The sequence below is a fragment of the Pseudoalteromonas sp. THAF3 genome (assembly GCF_009363775.1).
Classification (GTDB): Bacteria; Pseudomonadota; Gammaproteobacteria; order Enterobacterales; family Alteromonadaceae; genus Pseudoalteromonas; species Pseudoalteromonas ruthenica.
On sequence record NZ_CP045418.1, the window covers coordinates 2802632 to 2817120 of the forward strand.

19 protein-coding genes are annotated in these 14489 nt (G+C 47.7%); 2 read left to right on the forward strand and 17 right to left on the reverse strand.

Going from position 1 to position 14489, the window contains the following annotated elements; genetic code table 11:
- Position 1: 1 nt before the first annotated feature.
- Together FIU82_RS13010 and FIU82_RS13015 are read right to left on the reverse strand one after the other, a co-directional pair.
- The gene (locus tag FIU82_RS13010; protein WP_152441247.1) at positions 2-496 is read right to left on the reverse strand and encodes a hypothetical protein; all 495 of its coding nucleotides are present in this window, start codon (positions 494-496) and stop codon (positions 2-4) included.
- Entirely contained in the window at positions 489-1052 is a 564-nt protein-coding gene (locus tag FIU82_RS13015; protein ID WP_152441248.1) for an RNA polymerase sigma factor, read from the reverse strand. The genes FIU82_RS13010 and FIU82_RS13015 overlap by 8 nt, the downstream gene beginning before the upstream one ends.
- A gap of 195 nt (positions 1053-1247) precedes the next feature.
- Here FIU82_RS13015 and FIU82_RS13020 point away from each other — a divergent pair, with 195 nt between their 5' ends.
- A complete protein-coding gene (locus FIU82_RS13020; protein ID WP_152441249.1) occupies positions 1248-1715 on the forward strand; it encodes a hypothetical protein in 468 nt (155 codons plus the stop codon).
- A gap of 64 nt (positions 1716-1779) precedes the next feature.
- Positions 1780-2118: a membrane protein insertion efficiency factor YidD gene (gene yidD, locus FIU82_RS13025; RefSeq protein WP_216651814.1), complete on the forward strand. Its 339-nt coding sequence runs from the start codon at positions 1780-1782 to the stop codon at positions 2116-2118.
- A 93-nt stretch (positions 2119-2211) separates the two neighbouring features.
- Here yidD and FIU82_RS13030 read toward each other — a convergent pair whose 3' ends face one another.
- The 15 genes from FIU82_RS13030 to hflC form a co-directional block, all read right to left on the reverse strand.
- Entirely contained in the window at positions 2212-3957 is a 1746-nt protein-coding gene (locus FIU82_RS13030) for a hypothetical protein (protein WP_152441251.1), read from the reverse strand.
- Positions 3954-4478 (reverse strand): PilW family protein, encoded by a 525-nt coding sequence (locus FIU82_RS13035; protein ID WP_022945630.1) that lies wholly within the window; start codon positions 4476-4478, stop codon positions 3954-3956. Before FIU82_RS13035 ends, FIU82_RS13030 begins: the two co-directional genes overlap by 4 nt.
- Positions 4475-4885 carry a prepilin-type N-terminal cleavage/methylation domain-containing protein gene (locus FIU82_RS13040; protein WP_022945629.1) on the reverse strand — a complete coding sequence of 137 codons (411 nt, stop codon included), beginning with the start codon at positions 4883-4885 and terminating at the stop codon, positions 4475-4477. Before FIU82_RS13040 ends, FIU82_RS13035 begins: the two co-directional genes overlap by 4 nt.
- A complete protein-coding gene (locus tag FIU82_RS18755) occupies positions 4876-5370 on the reverse strand; it encodes a GspH/FimT family pseudopilin (RefSeq protein ID WP_239385572.1) in 495 nt (164 codons plus the stop codon). The genes FIU82_RS13040 and FIU82_RS18755 overlap by 10 nt, the downstream gene beginning before the upstream one ends.
- Positions 5345-5770, reverse strand: a complete 426-nt coding sequence (locus FIU82_RS13050; RefSeq protein WP_152441252.1) for a type IV pilin protein — start codon at positions 5768-5770, stop codon at positions 5345-5347. Before FIU82_RS13050 ends, FIU82_RS18755 begins: the two co-directional genes overlap by 26 nt.
- Before the next feature lie 528 nt (positions 5771-6298).
- On the reverse strand, positions 6299-6751 hold the full coding sequence (rplI, locus tag FIU82_RS13055; protein WP_022945626.1) for a 50S ribosomal protein L9: 453 nt from the start codon (positions 6749-6751) through the stop codon (positions 6299-6301).
- 35 nt (positions 6752-6786) lie between these two features.
- Positions 6787-7014: a 30S ribosomal protein S18 gene (gene rpsR / locus FIU82_RS13060; protein WP_022945625.1), complete on the reverse strand. Its 228-nt coding sequence runs from the start codon at positions 7012-7014 to the stop codon at positions 6787-6789.
- Positions 7015-7025: 11 nt separating this feature from the next.
- A complete protein-coding gene (priB, locus tag FIU82_RS13065) occupies positions 7026-7355 on the reverse strand; it encodes a primosomal replication protein N (protein ID WP_022945624.1) in 330 nt (109 codons plus the stop codon).
- Between the two features lie 18 nt (positions 7356-7373).
- Positions 7374-7715, reverse strand: a complete 342-nt coding sequence (gene rpsF, locus FIU82_RS13070; RefSeq protein WP_022945623.1) for a 30S ribosomal protein S6 — start codon at positions 7713-7715, stop codon at positions 7374-7376.
- A gap of 235 nt (positions 7716-7950) precedes the next feature.
- Positions 7951-8688: a 23S rRNA (guanosine(2251)-2'-O)-methyltransferase RlmB gene (gene rlmB, locus FIU82_RS13075; RefSeq protein WP_022945622.1), complete on the reverse strand. Its 738-nt coding sequence runs from the start codon at positions 8686-8688 to the stop codon at positions 7951-7953.
- 9 nt (positions 8689-8697) lie between these two features.
- Positions 8698-11100 (reverse strand): ribonuclease R, encoded by a 2403-nt coding sequence (gene rnr / locus FIU82_RS13080; protein WP_138587788.1) that lies wholly within the window; start codon positions 11098-11100, stop codon positions 8698-8700.
- Positions 11101-11177: 77 nt separating this feature from the next.
- Positions 11178-11783 carry a tetratricopeptide repeat protein gene (locus FIU82_RS13085; RefSeq protein ID WP_235045749.1) on the reverse strand — a complete coding sequence of 202 codons (606 nt, stop codon included), beginning with the start codon at positions 11781-11783 and terminating at the stop codon, positions 11178-11180.
- Between the two features lie 131 nt (positions 11784-11914).
- A complete protein-coding gene (locus FIU82_RS13090) occupies positions 11915-13231 on the reverse strand; it encodes an adenylosuccinate synthase (protein WP_022945619.1) in 1317 nt (438 codons plus the stop codon).
- A gap of 114 nt (positions 13232-13345) precedes the next feature.
- Positions 13346-13540 carry a DUF2065 domain-containing protein gene (locus FIU82_RS13095; RefSeq protein WP_045979187.1) on the reverse strand — a complete coding sequence of 65 codons (195 nt, stop codon included), beginning with the start codon at positions 13538-13540 and terminating at the stop codon, positions 13346-13348.
- Positions 13541-13608: 68 nt separating this feature from the next.
- Complete coding sequence (hflC, locus tag FIU82_RS13100; RefSeq protein ID WP_022945617.1) at positions 13609-14487, reverse strand: protease modulator HflC; 879 nt, start codon at positions 14485-14487, stop codon at positions 13609-13611.
- Positions 14488-14489 lie beyond the last annotated feature (2 nt).

A 14489-nucleotide genomic window follows, 5' to 3' on the forward strand; every position in this document is an offset into this window, starting at 1 on the left:
CCTAAATACGCTGTAATACTGCGCCCTGCTTGGGCTGGTGTACGTTGTTAATTAAATTCAGTTGTTGTTGATAAACCTGCGCGAGCATATTAAGCAAAGCGCGGTTGTTAGGTTGTTCTTCAAGCGCGGTTTTGATTGCTTGCTCCGCTTGCTCGAGCTCTTGCAATTGCTGTTGCCAATTATCGGTCAGCGCCGGTTGTGCTTGATACTGCACCAGTAGGCTCTGCTTTTGTTGCTCGAATACATCGCTTATCACCGCGAATTGGTTACTCGGTTGCGAGCCTTGTTGGCTTGGTAAATTGAGCCCGATTACGGCGACTAAAATGGCAGCGGCGGCACCACCCAAAGCTGGTTTAAACCAGCTTTTATCAGCTGTATGCGTGTGCGCATTAATCCCCTGCTCAATACCGGGCCAAAGATCGCGCTCCGGGCTGATCTCTTTTTGCTGTTGTTGCAGTTGCTGGTTTAGAAACTGCTCAAAATCAGGTTTACTCATGCTCGTACCACTCCTTTAACAGCCCTCGGGCGCGATGGTATTGTGACTTTGAAGACCCCACCGCCATATTCATAATCTTGGCTATCTCTTCATGGCGATAGCCCTCTACTGCGTGCAGAACAAAAACTTGTCGTGCCCGTTCAGGTAGCCGCACTATGAGTTTATCAAGGCCGTTAAGCTCTTGGCATTGAGCCACTTGTTCATACTCCATGCCCTGCGCTTCACTGCTCACGACGCGTTGCAGCCAGTTTTTTTGTTTGCGTAAATGGCTAATGGCAATATTGCTGGTTACGCGATGCAACCAAGTACTAAATTGCGCTTTGCCATCAAAGCTGTGTATTTTTTGCCACAACTGCACAAACACCTCTTGGCTCACATCCTCCGCCTGAGTGGTGTCAGCCGCCAAACGCAAACACAAGGCATAGACTCGCTTAATATGCTGCTGATACAGCTGTGCAAAGGCCTGCTGATTGCCCTTTTTCACCTGTTGTATCAGTTCTGCCTCGCTTGGCGGCGGTGGTGCGGTTGCCCTTGCCTCTGCGGCATGACCCTGCATGCGATATATCCTGTTGTTGTTATTCGCTTTGTTACTGTATTAGACGCGCACTAAAGTACAAAGGGTTTAAATGGGTTTTAAATTTTTTTATTTATTTTTTTGCGTGCACTGGAAAGTGTAAGGACATTGGATTTTTAGGGCTTATAGGATAATCTTGTGGTGCAAGGAATACGCAGCAATAACGGAGATTCAAGGATGATAGACGAAATACAGCCCAACTATGCAAGCTATTCAATAGACGAACTTGAAGACGCATTAAGGCACGTGGACAGCGAGGCCTACCCGCAAAGAGTGCAAGCGATTAAGCAAGAGCTACAAATCAAACGCGCACAACATACTGCCGCTAAACAAGCTAACATTGAGCACTCAGATAATGAGCAGTTTTTTAAATGCCCCTCTTGCCTTAAGTCCATTAGCTTTTTCTCTAAAGCGGCAAACTCTTGGGGGAAAATCAAAACATGCCCGCACTGCGGCGCGCACTTCGAGGTTCGCATGAACTATGTTGCTTTGGCTATTGCCGTGTTGCCTTTGGTGTTCGTGCATCGCCTGCTATTCATACCGATTTTAGTGGCGATGGGGCTACCTGGCGCTATCGGCATGGGTATTGTCACCGGCACGGCTATGGCCTTGTCGATGCGCTTTAAAAAGCCCTCTCAGGATTAATTTATGGCAAACGCTCAACGGGAAAACTTATAAAGGCCTACATTTGAATAACATAGCAATCATAGTGATACGTCTATATCAACGCTTTGTCTCCCCTTACAAGGGATTTCGTTGCGCCCATGCGTGCTTACATAAAGGTGCATCTTGCTCTAACGCCGTCCTTGCCATAGTAAAGCAACACGGCTTTTTTCATGGTTATGCCAATATCAAAGCACGATTGCATGCCTGTAAATTAGCTCACGCCACACTGCAACTCAACGCTCAAGAAGATAGCAACAAACGCAAAAAGAAAGAAAACCGCGATGACTGCTGCGACCCATCCGCAGCATGTGACGCAGCCAGCTGTGCCGGCAAAGGTAAGCATTGCGACTTAGCCGAGCTACCTTGCAGTTGTTGGCCTTAGGTACAAATACTGGCTTTACCTTGCGCATAGGTGCAATGCGCTAAAAAGCCCCTTTATAGGGGCTGAGATTGGTAGTAGGGATAGTTAAACTCGCTAAGGTGATAGCTCCTTCGGGGTTTTATACTGCCAGCCAAGGAATATCACCCGGCGCTGACCGCCTAAATTTCCACCTTGTGACTTTTTCAGCGCGGTGTCGTAATGAATATCACCATCACCACATACACTGACCCTTTTCCCCCGAATGGCCCCGTACAGCTCACCACTGGCACCAAACTTTACATTGCTATAGGGTGCATAAATAGTTCCGTACATTTGTCCCGTGCCCGATAGCTCAACACCAAAGTCGCCCCCGCATTGGGTTGCTGCGGAGTTATCTTGATACCCAGAATACAGACTGAAAGGCGGTAGCTTGTTGCTATTAAGTGTTTTCTTGAGCACGTTAACGGGTTGCTGAATTTGACTTTTACCTTGAACAAATAACGTCAAACTTGCACCTTCATTGATATTTAGTGCGCTATTACCATTGGTTGTAAGCTTGAAATCGCCATTAATGTAAAAAACGACATCTCCCTTTGCAATCGTCAATTCAGCTCCATTAATAATCAGATCATCTAGAAAGTATACCGATCCGTATTGCCGCCCCAATATAGAAGTTGAGGTTGGCATGTAGATAGAACCAAAACTATCACGGCCTTGTTCGTCGTCGAACTGTGCATGATTACCCCATCCTGTCACATTGAGTCCCTGACGAGGCAACTTTTGCTGCAGCTTTGCTAACTCAGAGGGCAACGAGTAAGGATCACAGTTGGTGTCTGGGTCTTTAGGGTCGTGGTTAGGATCCTCGCTATTACTGGCAGGAACAGCGGGAACGGTAACAGTTTGGTGATAAGGCGCACCTTTATAATTAGTGCCGGCGATAGAGTCTTTATTATTTTCTTCCGTGGTATTGTTACCACCATACAGAACGGCTAACCCATTATTGTTGATATTTCTAACAGCAAATGAGGGAGTAAAATGAACATCTTGCTCGGCTCTTACCACCCCTAATATATGGCGCCCCTGATAAGTAACACTGCCTTTTGCCAAAATATCACCGCCAATTCGCGTTTTCACAGGAAAACCAGGCGGTATCGTATAATCTCCTGAGCTACCACCACTGACATCAATATCGCCATTGGCATGAACAGTCCCGGATATAAATCCTGCTCCGGTAATGTTGATGTTTCCTGTTGCACGGACATCACCCCACGTGGAAGAACCACCACTGACAACGATATCCGCATTAGGTGAAATCGTTTTCACATGCGCTTGGGTTGAGGCGTTGTCACGATCATACTGGCCATCAAGCTGCTGCGAATCATAGCTATCTATGTTCCCACCCGCTGAATTTAAGACTCCATCACAGCCAACTATGGCGGTGTTAAAAGGCGCATAGCCACCGTTACTGGTAACACCGTATCTGGCCACTAAATTAGCCTCTGCTTCACCAGCATAACGCTCTCCTAACGCAGCGATTTCCAGCTCACCCGCCCCATTTTTATTTAGTTGTGCACGATACTTTAGGTCTCCCTTATGAATGGAGCCACTGTGTGCTTGTTGAGTTTGCGCTACGAGATCGTCAATATCAGCATCAGGGTTTGCATGCAGTTGCTGCTGCACTTTCTCAGCCTGAGCAAAAACGGCTCGTTCAGACATCATCCGCGCATTAACTTTCTTCTGAAAGTTGCCACTGAGGCGCTCTTGCACGATGCTGTCTTTTAGCGAAGTAAATACCACCACGCCAGCGACCACGGTTAATAACATCACACTGACTAGAGTGAAGCCCTGCTGTTGCTTCATGAACTTGCTCCATATAGTTCACTTAAAATTAATCGCGACGCTGCAATATCGATTTGTACTTGGCCTCCAAACTGCTGCGGCAGTCCCTGAGGAGTAACATTAATGGTGGTGAGCTTGGTGGTCGCATCATAGCTAAAACTGAGCGCCGTCACACCGGTCAGGATGTCTTCGCCGCCAGCGCCCATATCACACTGTATACGCCCATCAACCAAGCGGTATTGCTCAATATAATCAGCGCTAGGCGTAGTGCCCAAACACGATAAAACGCCCGCCTGTTGCTGAACCCGCAGCGTACTGCCATCAGCACTGACCACAGGCGCAAATGGGGTTTGTTTAAGACTGCGAGTGAGCACCTGAGAAGTGAAACGAACCACCTCTTGGGCATTTTCTAGCTCTTTAGTCGCACTTACAGTGCCTTTGATAGTGGCGTAAGAAAGCCCAACGCCAGCGATTAAAAAGCTACCTACGGCTAAAGCAACCATTAGCTCAACTAAAGTAAAACCTAAATGAGCGCGTTTCATAAGCCACACTCCGCAGCCGAGAGCGTTGGATATTGAGCAAAAATGCGCAACTTAGATTGCAGGCCATCATCAAGGCGACTATCTGGCCATTGCACTTCAATGGCTAAATCGTCGTTAAAATTAGCGGGAAAGGTAATGCTGTAGTCATCGATTTGCGGTGCTAAGGTGGTGTTTTTGAAGTTGCCGTTAAAACCACCACCATGCTTGAGCGCGCATAAATTTGGCCAGATGCGCTCTGCAGCATTGTTGGCCTGTACAATAGCCATGGTGTAGTTGAAACTGCTCGTCGCATACTGCAATGACTTGAGTTGTGCGCTGCCCAGCCCCAACAAGGCAATGGCTGCAATCGCCACCGACACCATAATTTCTAATAACGAAAAGCCAGACTGGATTGCTTTTACACGCATGCTTCACCTTCCTCAGCTAGCCAGCTTTGACCGCTGCGTAGTACGCATAAGCGATAGTCCGTGGTACTGGCATCATTGTCAGTGATCAATATATTAGTGGCGTTGTTAAGCTCACCAGTGATCGCAACAATGCGGTTAGGCAGCGCAATCGTTAGCGAGCTATGTTGCTTGGTAAAAGCTCTTAGCACGGCTTCATTTGCTTCACCTGGATTGGCTACCACTTGCCACTGTTCGGCTGAAGCGCGCAAATTAATAGCTCGCTCACGCTTAACAGCTTCGCTGCGAGCGAACTTAAACACACTATGAAGTTGGTTCGCGTGATTGACAATGCGGTCTTGCTTTATGAACTGTATATACGACGGCGTGGCGATAATAGCGGCGATAGCGATGATTGCTACCACCACCATTAACTCAACTAAAGTAAAGCCTAGGGCTGAATATCGTCCTTGATGCATTGGGTTAATTCCCCCAACAATCGTCGTCATCACCAGCGCTAGCGCGTTGCTGACCGACTTCGTTGATACTCAGGGTGCCACACTCGTCGCCACTCTGTGCCGCTTTGGGAATAGCCCGCAAGGTGAACTTTTTAGCATCATAATGTGCGCCGCCGCTACTAGAGATAGTTGGCTGCGGGGCATACCGCAAGGTGTAATAATCAGATCTGGGGAGGGTAAAGTTACTAGGGTATCCGCCCATACGAGAATATGTACGTTCAAGCACGGCAACAACTTGCAGCATATTTTGCTGCATATCCGCACGGCGTCCTTTTTCCATATACTCGCTGTAGGCTGGCATCGCCACTGCATACAAAATACCGATAATAGCGACCACTATCATCATTTCTATCAGGGTAAAACCGCGTTGAAGCATTCCTTGTAAGCGCATTGTTTTGCCTAGAATTTTATTAAGACTGGGTTAAGATATAATGACAACGCTGTCAAAGTCAATTTTATTACTCCACATTTGTGCATAAGTTATTCTTTAATTTAATGCAAAAGTAACAGCAATTTCGTTAATGACTTATAAACGAATAAAAATAACATCTAAGTTGTAGGTTCTTTCCCTTATCTAAGGTATAGGTATGAGGATAGTATTAGCCTGGGTAACGAAAACATACGACAAGATCTACCTGTAAGCATTTGCTCGACGCAGAGCATCACCCCCTAATATAAAGCGCTTTGTCAGGTTGAAACCTGACCTACAGAAGTCAATCTTTTTGATTCGCGCTGTCGAGCTAGACTTTTTGTGGAATGCGCTTGAAACAACGAATAGGACTGCAGGCGGGTATAAGAAAGAACAGCTTCACTGTCGCCGCTTGAGGATGACAAGTTCTGCAAGAAACGAGCAATGCCAACATCAGACAGGCATAAAAAAACCGCGCCTAAGCGCGGTCTTTATAAAGCTAATCGACGATTAAGCTTCAGCAATAACGATCACTTTGATAGAAGCCATCACTTCTGCGTGAACCTGGATTGCTACGTCGAATTCACCTGTTTCACGGATAGTACCGTTAGGTAGGCGAACTTCTGATTTAGCTACTTCGATGCCCGTTGCAGAGATCGCATCAGCGATGTCACGAGTACCGATTGAACCAAATAGTTTACCTTCGTCACCAGCTTTAGAAACTAGCGTCACTTCTGCAAGTGCTTCAAGTTTCTCAGCGCGAGCTGTAGCAGCAGCTAGCTCTTCAGCGATTTTCGCTTCAAGCTCAGCACGACGTGCTTCGAAAGTTTCGATGTTAGCTTTAGTTGCAGGAACTGCCTTACCTTTCGGGAACAGGAAGTTACGTGCGAAACCAGATTTAACAGAAACCTGGTCACCTAGGCCACCTAGGTTTGCGATCTTGTCTAGTAGAATAACTTGCATGTCTCTACACCTTTTAAAAACTGTTAATCCGCTGCTTACTTGTGTAAGTCAGTGTATGGAAGAAGGGCTAGGTAGCGAGCACGCTTGATAGCAGTTGCTAGCTGACGCTGATACTTAGCGCTAGTACCTGTGATACGGCTAGGTACGATTTTGCCACTTTCGGTAACATAGTTTTTAAGAGTAGCTAGATCTTTATAATCGATTTGTTTTACGCCTTCCGCTTTGAAGCGGCAGAACTTACGACGTCTGAAGTAACGTGCCATGAGTATTTTCCTCAATTAATTCTTTCAATTTGCTGAGCATGCAGTACCAGTTGACTGAGGCCGTTTCGACCTTGGTGGCGGTTTAAAAACCCCCGCACTCGCACTGACTGCTCAACTTGCAAATATTGTGTTGCTGATTGATGCTCCGAACCACTTGCTACCACCTGAATACGCACATAACTTTGACGGTTTAGTTGCGCTTCAACCTGTATTGAACGATGCTCTAGCACGAAAATACAGTGGGGGACACCGGCCGGGCTTTGACTGAACTTAGGGGCCTTACAAACAGTGCCACCTAATTCGACTAGATTGAGCGCTTGCTCACTAGGCGTTTCAGCCATTACAACCACGCAGAACGATTAAGCTTCAGCAGCTTCTTTTTTCTCTTCTTTTGCAAGAGGAGAAGCTTCAGTTACTGCATCTTTAGTGCGCATAACTAGGTTACGAAGCACTGCATCGTTGTAGCGGAAAGAAGTTTCAAGCTCGTTGATTACTTCAGTAGGTGCTTCAACGTTCATTAGAACATAGTGTGCTTTGTGAAGCTTTTCGATTGGGTAAGCCAGTTGGCGACGGCCCCAGTCTTCTAGACGGTGAATCTTACCGCCAGCTTCAGTGATAGAACCAGTATAACGCTCGATCATACCAGGAACTTGTTCACTTTGATCTGGATGAACCATGAATACGATTTCGTAATGACGCATGGGTATTCCTTACGGTTAATATAGCCTTCCACCGTTTCGGCCGGTCGGTTTAAGGCAAGGAATTAATGTTAAATGGCCGAAATGAGCGCGTATTCTACGCATTGTTGGCAAATTAAGCAACTTAAAAGAAGGCGAATACCAGTAAATTACGCCTGATTGATGCGAGGTAATGACATAGAATACGGAGCCAGGCACACACCTTACAATATCAAGGGGGGTGCATGCCTAACTGGCGTTATGCGCTTCGCTGTCTGAGTACTTCAAACAAGCTAATGCCAGTCGCGACCGAGACATTTAGGCTAGATACCGTGCCCACCATAGGGATTTTCACCAGCACATCACAGTGCTCACGCGTTAAACGGCGCATACCATCGCCCTCAGCACCCATGACCATGGCGATAGGGCCGGTGAGGTTGGCATCAAACAATGTGGTATCGGTCTCTCCTGCCGTGCCGACAACCCACACCCCCGCGTCTTTAATTTCGCGCAAGGTCCGTGCGAGGTTAGTCACTTGCACTAACGGCACCACTTCAGCAGCACCACAAGCGACCTTTCGTACCGTCGCATTTAACTTCGCCGACTTATCCTTAGGCACGATAACCGCGTGCACACCGGCAGCGTCCGCACTACGCAGGCAGGCCCCCAAATTGTGGGGATCGGTGATGCCATCTAAGACCAACAAGAAGGGCGTTTGCTCTCGGCTAATAATGGCGTCTAAGTCACGCTCGTTATATTGTTTACCTTGGCGAACTCGAGCAATAATGCCTTGATGCTGTTCGCCTCGGGCTTTGTCATCCAGCGCTTTACGCTGCATAAACTGCACCGAAATACCGAATTGCCGAGCCTGATTGATCAACGCATTTAGACGCTTATCATCACGCCCTTTTAAAGCATACAGTTCAATGAAGCGCTCGGGCTCGCGGCTGAGGATGGCTTCGACACTATGAAAACCAAAGATTAATTCGTTACTCACTGGGACTCTCTACTTTTTCGTTTTCTTACGAGCATTTTTACCTGCTCGTGACTTTTTCTTGCTTTTACTGGCCTTTACATTTTTGCCAGCTGTTGCTTTTTTGTCTTTAGAGGCTTTCTTTTTACCGCCACTTTTCTTACCACTGGGTGTTGGCTTCTTACCTTTTCCTGGAATGTCGCCCGCTTTAAGCTTATCGCGCACCGAAGGTTTTTTCGCCTTGCGCCGAGCATAACGATCAGGCTCTTGTTGCGCCAGAGCAAGATTGATACGGCGTTCCTCCAAAGAAACCGAAGCCACTTGCACCGATATTTTATCACCCATGCGATACACAGTACGACTGTGCTCACCGACAAGGCAATGTTTAGCGCCATCGAAGTGGAAAAATTCATCACCCAGGTTAGCAATATGAACCAGACCGTCTATTTGCAGATCATCTAAGCGTACAAACAAGCCAAAATTAGTGACCGACGAAATAACCCCGCCAAAGTGCATGCCAACATGATCCTGCATATACTCGCACTTCAACCAATCAGCGACTTCACGAGTCGCATCATCAGCGCGGCGCTCGGTCATTGAACACTGCTCACCGAGTTGATCTGCTTCATCATCGTTGTATTCATACTCACCACTGGTTTGCTGCCCTTGCGCTTTGAGTATGGCCTTGATAGCGCGATGCACCACCAGGTCGGGATAACGGCGGATTGGTGAGGTAAAGTGCGCATAAGCGGGCAGTGCCAAACCAAAGTGACCAATGTTGTCAGGCTGATAAACGGCTTGCTTCATCGCTCGCAGCAACATAGTTTGAATCAGTCCCAACTCTGGGCGATCGGCTAATTTATCGATGGCAGCGGTAATCTCCGCTGGCTCGGGAGAATCCCCAAAGGGGTTCTCGATGCCGAGTTCACCAAGGAACTGGCGAAAGTGTCCAAGCTTCTCACTGTCCGGTTCATCATGCACACGATACAAGGCGCTGGCCTCGTGCTTTTCTAGCAATCGCGCCGCTGACACGTTCGCTAAAATCATGCATTCTTCGATAAGCTTATGGGCGTCGTTACGCACGACGGGTACTATAGACTCAATTTTGCGCTGCGCGTTAAACACAAACCGTGTTTCCAGGGTTTCAAATTCGATGGCACCACGCTCTTGACGCGCTGCTTTTAGCGCCATATACATCTGCTGCAAGTCTTGCAGATGACCCACTAGGGGCGCGTACTCTTCACGCAATTTTTCATCGCCTTCTAAAATTGCGTGCACCTTGGTGTAGGTAAGGCGCGCGTGCGAGTTCATCAATGCTTGATAAAAACGATAGCCTGAGAGCTTACCGGCTGCGGAGACGGTCATTTCCGCAACCATACACAGGCGGTCGACCTTCGGATTCAGTGAGCACAAGCCATTGGATAGCACCTTAGGGAGCATGGGAATAACTTGCTCAGGGAAATACACTGAGTTACCGCGATTAATCGCTTCTTGATCTAAAGGGGAGCCTTTTTGCACATAATGGGAGACATCAGCAATCGCCACCCATAGGCGCCAACCACCGGACTTTTTGCGCTCACAAAATACAGCGTCATCAAAATCTCGGGCATCTTCGCCATCAATGGTGACCAAGGGCAAATGACGCAGGTCAACGCGCCCTTGTTTGTCTTGCTCTGCCACCTGCTCGCCTAAAGGAGCCACCTGCTCCTCAACTTCTTGTGGCCACTGATGAGGGATTTCATGATTTCGCAGCGCTACCTCAATTTCCATACCCGGTGCTAAATGCTCACCGAGCACCTCTGTGACCTTGCCTACCGCATTCATATGGCGGCTTGGGCTTTGGGTGATCTCAATTTGCACCATTTGGTTGTGGCGCGCACCTTTTTCTGCCCCAGGGACAATAATGATATCTTGCGTAATGCGTGGGTCTTCTGGCACAACCACGGCCATACCATGCTCAACAAAGTAACGGCCAATGATTGGCGCACGCTCGCCTTCAAGTACTTTCACAATGCGTGCTTCAACCTTGCCACCTTGGCCACGTGAGCCCGCTTTAGCTAACACCACATCGCCATGTAACACGGTGTTCATTTGGTGGCGAGCAATAAACCAGTCTTTAGGTTCACCTTCGACTTGCAAAAAACCAAAGCCATCACGGTGGCCAATGACCTTACCTTTGACTAAGCCACTATCATCGGGAATAACGTAGCATTTGTGCTTATTGAAATGCAGCTGCCCTTCACGCTCCATGGCGCGCAGGCGGCGCTTAAAGGCAATTTGACGCTCACTGTCATATACATCCAGCTCGGAACAAAGTTGGCTGAAATTAGCAGGCTTAGCGCGTTTTTTAATGTGGTCGAGGATGAACTCTCGGCTGGGGACGGGGTTTTCGTATTTTTGCTGTTCTCTATCGAGGTATGGATCCTGTTTGGTCATTCAATAACTTATACGGTGACTTATGGTGTTATTTTAACCCATATCGGGAAAAGGCAACAGGTAAATACTGTTAAACTTTATTGATCAACGGGTAATCGTGCCCGTGCAACCACGCTATCGGGCATTTTTTGCGCCAATTTACTTAACTGCGCACCAATTTTCTTGTGTAGGTTGCGATCTGCAACTTGGGTATGAAACAGCCAGCGATAAGCATCTTCATAGTCGCGTGGACTGCCGTAGCCCTGATTAAACAGCTTTACCAAACGCATTTGCGCTGGCAGGTTGCCTTGTGCAGCGGCTTCACGCAAATACACGATAGCCATGGCTTTATCGGCCTGAACTAAGCGGCCAATATCATAGTAGCGTCCCAGCTGCTCTAACGCCTCTGCTAAGCCTTGCTCAGCGGCTTGGCGCATGTAGTAAACACCTAAGTCCACATCTCGTTCAACGCACACATTGTAAGCGAGCATATCACCGTAGAGGAACTGATAACTGGGCAACTTCATTTTACTCGCGCGCGCGGCAATATCTTGCACAAGTTGGCAATCATCATCCTGCACCCGCTTTAAATGGGCGTTTTTACGTATCAATTTAACCAACTCATCCTGTGTATACAGCTGTACGGCCTCTAACGGCTCTGCCGCATGAGCTGTGGTGCTGAGCACACTGGTCAGTAATAACATGGTTAACAAATGGCGCATGACGCTCCTTTGACGAATCAACTCTCTCATCAATTTATAGCAAAACCAGTGCCAAAATTGGTATGTGCAGGCACAAAAAAAGCTGCCGCAGCAGCTTTTTTCACACCCTACGCTTATTCAGCAAATGGGTTGCGCACAATCATGGTTTCAACACGATCAGGGCCGGTTGAAATAATATCAACCGGAACACCGGTGATTTCTTCAACACGCTTGATATAGTCGATTGCCGCTTTAGGCAAGTCTTCAACACGAGTAACACCGAAGGTGTTATCGCTCCAGCCTGGCATTTCTTCATACACTGGCGTTACTTTTTCGTAGCCTTCAGCAGCAAGCGGTGTAACGTTAGTAACAGTGCCGTCTTCAAGCTGATAACCAGTACAAATTTTAATAGTTTCTAGGCCATCAAGTACGTCCAGTTTGGTCATACAGAACCCTGAGATGCTATTGATTTGTACCGCACGGCGCATAGCCACAGCATCAAACCAACCTGTACGGCGCAAACGGCCGGTCGTAGCACCAAACTCGTGGCCTTTTTCGCCAAGGTGTTTACCCACTGGGTCTTGCTTATCAACGCCATCATAAAGCTCTGTTGGGAATGGACCTGAACCCACCCGCGTAGTGTAAGCTTTAACAATACCCAACACATAATCTAGGTTCAGCGGGCCAAAACCTGCCCCTGTCGCCACCCCACCGGCGGTGGTGTTAGATGAAGTAACATATGGGTATGTACCGTGGTCGATATCCAGCAACGTGCCTTGTGCACCTTCGAACAGAATGTTGTCGCCTTTTTCACGGGTCTGATCCAATAGCTCAGTCACATCAACAACCATCGATTTAAGGATATCCGCCACAGCCATGGCATCATCAAACGTCTTTTGGAAGTCGACTGGCTCAACTTTGTAGTAGTTTTCTAAAGTGAAGTTGTGGTACTCAAGAATTTCGCGCAACTTATTGGCAAACTGCTCAGGGTTGAACAAGTCACCAACACGAAGACCACGGCGTGCAACCTTGTCTTCATACGCAGGACCAATACCACGACCTGTGGTACCAATGGCTTTAGCGCCACGCGCCTTTTCACGTGCCATATCAAGCTCAACGTGATACGGCAGAATAAGCGGACACGCTTCAGAGATAAGCAGACGCTCGCGCACCGGTACGCCACGCTCTTCAAGCATAGTAATTTCTTTCATCAATGCGTCGGGGGCCAGAACTACGCCATTACCGATAACACATTTTACGTTGTCACGTAGCACACCCGATGGGATCAGGTGTAGAACTGTTTTCTCGCCATCAATCACCAAAGTGTGACCAGCATTGTGCCCACCTTGATAACGGACCACTAAAGATGCTTTATCTGTAAGGAGGTCTACGACCTTTCCTTTCCCCTCGTCACCCCACTGGGTGCCTAGTACAACGACGTTTTTACCCATTGCAAATTCACTTAGAAAAAATTAGGCGCAGATTTTATCAGAAAAGCCGGGGGCAGATCACCCCGTTTTGGTTATTTTTTCCGCTAATAGAAAATTCATTGCTAGCTCAGCAAGCTAGACGAGGTTAATAAGGTGGAACACAAGCGCGCCAGTAAGGATTAAGATGATACCCACCACTTTCAAGGTGCGTTCATCACTGCTCGCTAGCTGCGCCATGTATGCACGCCACTTTTTTGGAAACAGTGCTGGGCCTAGCCCTTCGAAAATAAGCATAAGCGCAAAGGCGCTTACTAACAATTGCCAGCTCATTAGACTCTCTCAGTGACAAAAAAGCCCCGAGGCGATTGCACTCGGGGCTATTACTGACTATGACGAGATTACTGTGGTTCTGCGTTCTTCATGTACTTGAAGAATTCACCATCCGGCTCAATCACCATCACGTCTTGCTTGTTTTTAAAGGTTTTCTTGTATGCATCTAAGCTACGCAAGAAACCAAAAAACTCAGGGTCTTTGTTATAAGCGTTGGCGTAGATTTTTGCCGCCTGTGCATCACCCTGACCACGTACAGAACGCGCATTACGCTCAGCATCGGCGAGCATAACCGTCACCCGACGGTCCACTGAGGCACGGATTTCTTCCGCTTTCTCTTGACCTTCAGAGCGGTGCTCTTTCGCTACAGCGGTACGCTCAGCACGCATACGTTGGTAAATAGAATTACTCACCTCGTCTGGTAGGTTAATTTGTTTAACCCGTACGTCGAGGACTTCAATTCCGAGCTCGCGAGCGCTTTCAGAGGCTTGAACCAAAGCTTCTTCCATTAACTCACTACGCTCACCAGAAACAATTTCTTTGATCGTACGCGCACCGAAGTTGGTACGAAGGCCATTGTTTACTTTTTGCTTTAGTAGCGTTTCAGCGTAATTTTTATCGCCACGGGTACGTAGGTAAAAATCACTGAAGTTTTGTACTCGCCACTTCACGTAAGAATCAACGATGAGATCTTTTTTCTCACTGGTTACGAAGCGATCCGGAGTTCCGTCGAGGGTTTGAATACGCGCATCGAGCTTACGCACTTGCGCCACGAAAGGCACTTTAAAGTGCAAGCCTGGCTCATACACCACAGCGTTGTCGGTATCGTCCTTTTGTACTTTAGAGAATAACAACACAATAGCGCGCTGCCCTTCTGGTACTACAAACACCGAAGAAAACGAAAGTACTACTGCAGCAATAATGAGGATTATACTAAAATTTCTCACTG

Coding starts and splice junctions, on each gene's coding strand:
- rpsF (WP_022945623.1), bottom strand. CDS start 7,715: ATGCGTCATTACGAAATCGTATTCATGGTTCATCCAGATCAAAGTGAA.
- FIU82_RS18755 (WP_239385572.1), bottom strand. CDS start 5,370: ATGACGACGATTGTTGGGGGAATTAACCCAATGCATCAAGGACGATAT.
- FIU82_RS13015 (WP_152441248.1), bottom strand. CDS start 1,052: ATGCAGGGTCATGCCGCAGAGGCAAGGGCAACCGCACCACCGCCGCCA.
- FIU82_RS13085 (WP_235045749.1), bottom strand. CDS start 11,783: ATGTTATTACTGACCAGTGTGCTCAGCACCACAGCTCATGCGGCAGAG.
- FIU82_RS13040 (WP_022945629.1), bottom strand. CDS start 4,885: ATGCGTGTAAAAGCAATCCAGTCTGGCTTTTCGTTATTAGAAATTATG.
- FIU82_RS13030 (WP_152441251.1), bottom strand. CDS start 3,957: ATGAAGCAACAGCAGGGCTTCACTCTAGTCAGTGTGATGTTATTAACC.
- rpsR (WP_022945625.1), bottom strand. CDS start 7,014: ATGGCACGTTACTTCAGACGTCGTAAGTTCTGCCGCTTCAAAGCGGAA.
- FIU82_RS13050 (WP_152441252.1), bottom strand. CDS start 5,770: ATGCGCTTACAAGGAATGCTTCAACGCGGTTTTACCCTGATAGAAATG.
- FIU82_RS13020 (WP_152441249.1), top strand. CDS start 1,248: ATGATAGACGAAATACAGCCCAACTATGCAAGCTATTCAATAGACGAA.
- FIU82_RS13095 (WP_045979187.1), bottom strand. CDS start 13,540: ATGAGCTGGCAATTGTTAGTAAGCGCCTTTGCGCTTATGCTTATTTTC.
- FIU82_RS13010 (WP_152441247.1), bottom strand. CDS start 496: ATGAGTAAACCTGATTTTGAGCAGTTTCTAAACCAGCAACTGCAACAA.
- rplI (WP_022945626.1), bottom strand. CDS start 6,751: ATGCAAGTTATTCTACTAGACAAGATCGCAAACCTAGGTGGCCTAGGT.
- rnr (WP_138587788.1), bottom strand. CDS start 11,100: ATGACCAAACAGGATCCATACCTCGATAGAGAACAGCAAAAATACGAA.
- FIU82_RS13090 (WP_022945619.1), bottom strand. CDS start 13,231: ATGGGTAAAAACGTCGTTGTACTAGGCACCCAGTGGGGTGACGAGGGG.
- FIU82_RS13035 (WP_022945630.1), bottom strand. CDS start 4,478: ATGAAACGCGCTCATTTAGGTTTTACTTTAGTTGAGCTAATGGTTGCT.
- priB (WP_022945624.1), bottom strand. CDS start 7,355: ATGGCTGAAACGCCTAGTGAGCAAGCGCTCAATCTAGTCGAATTAGGT.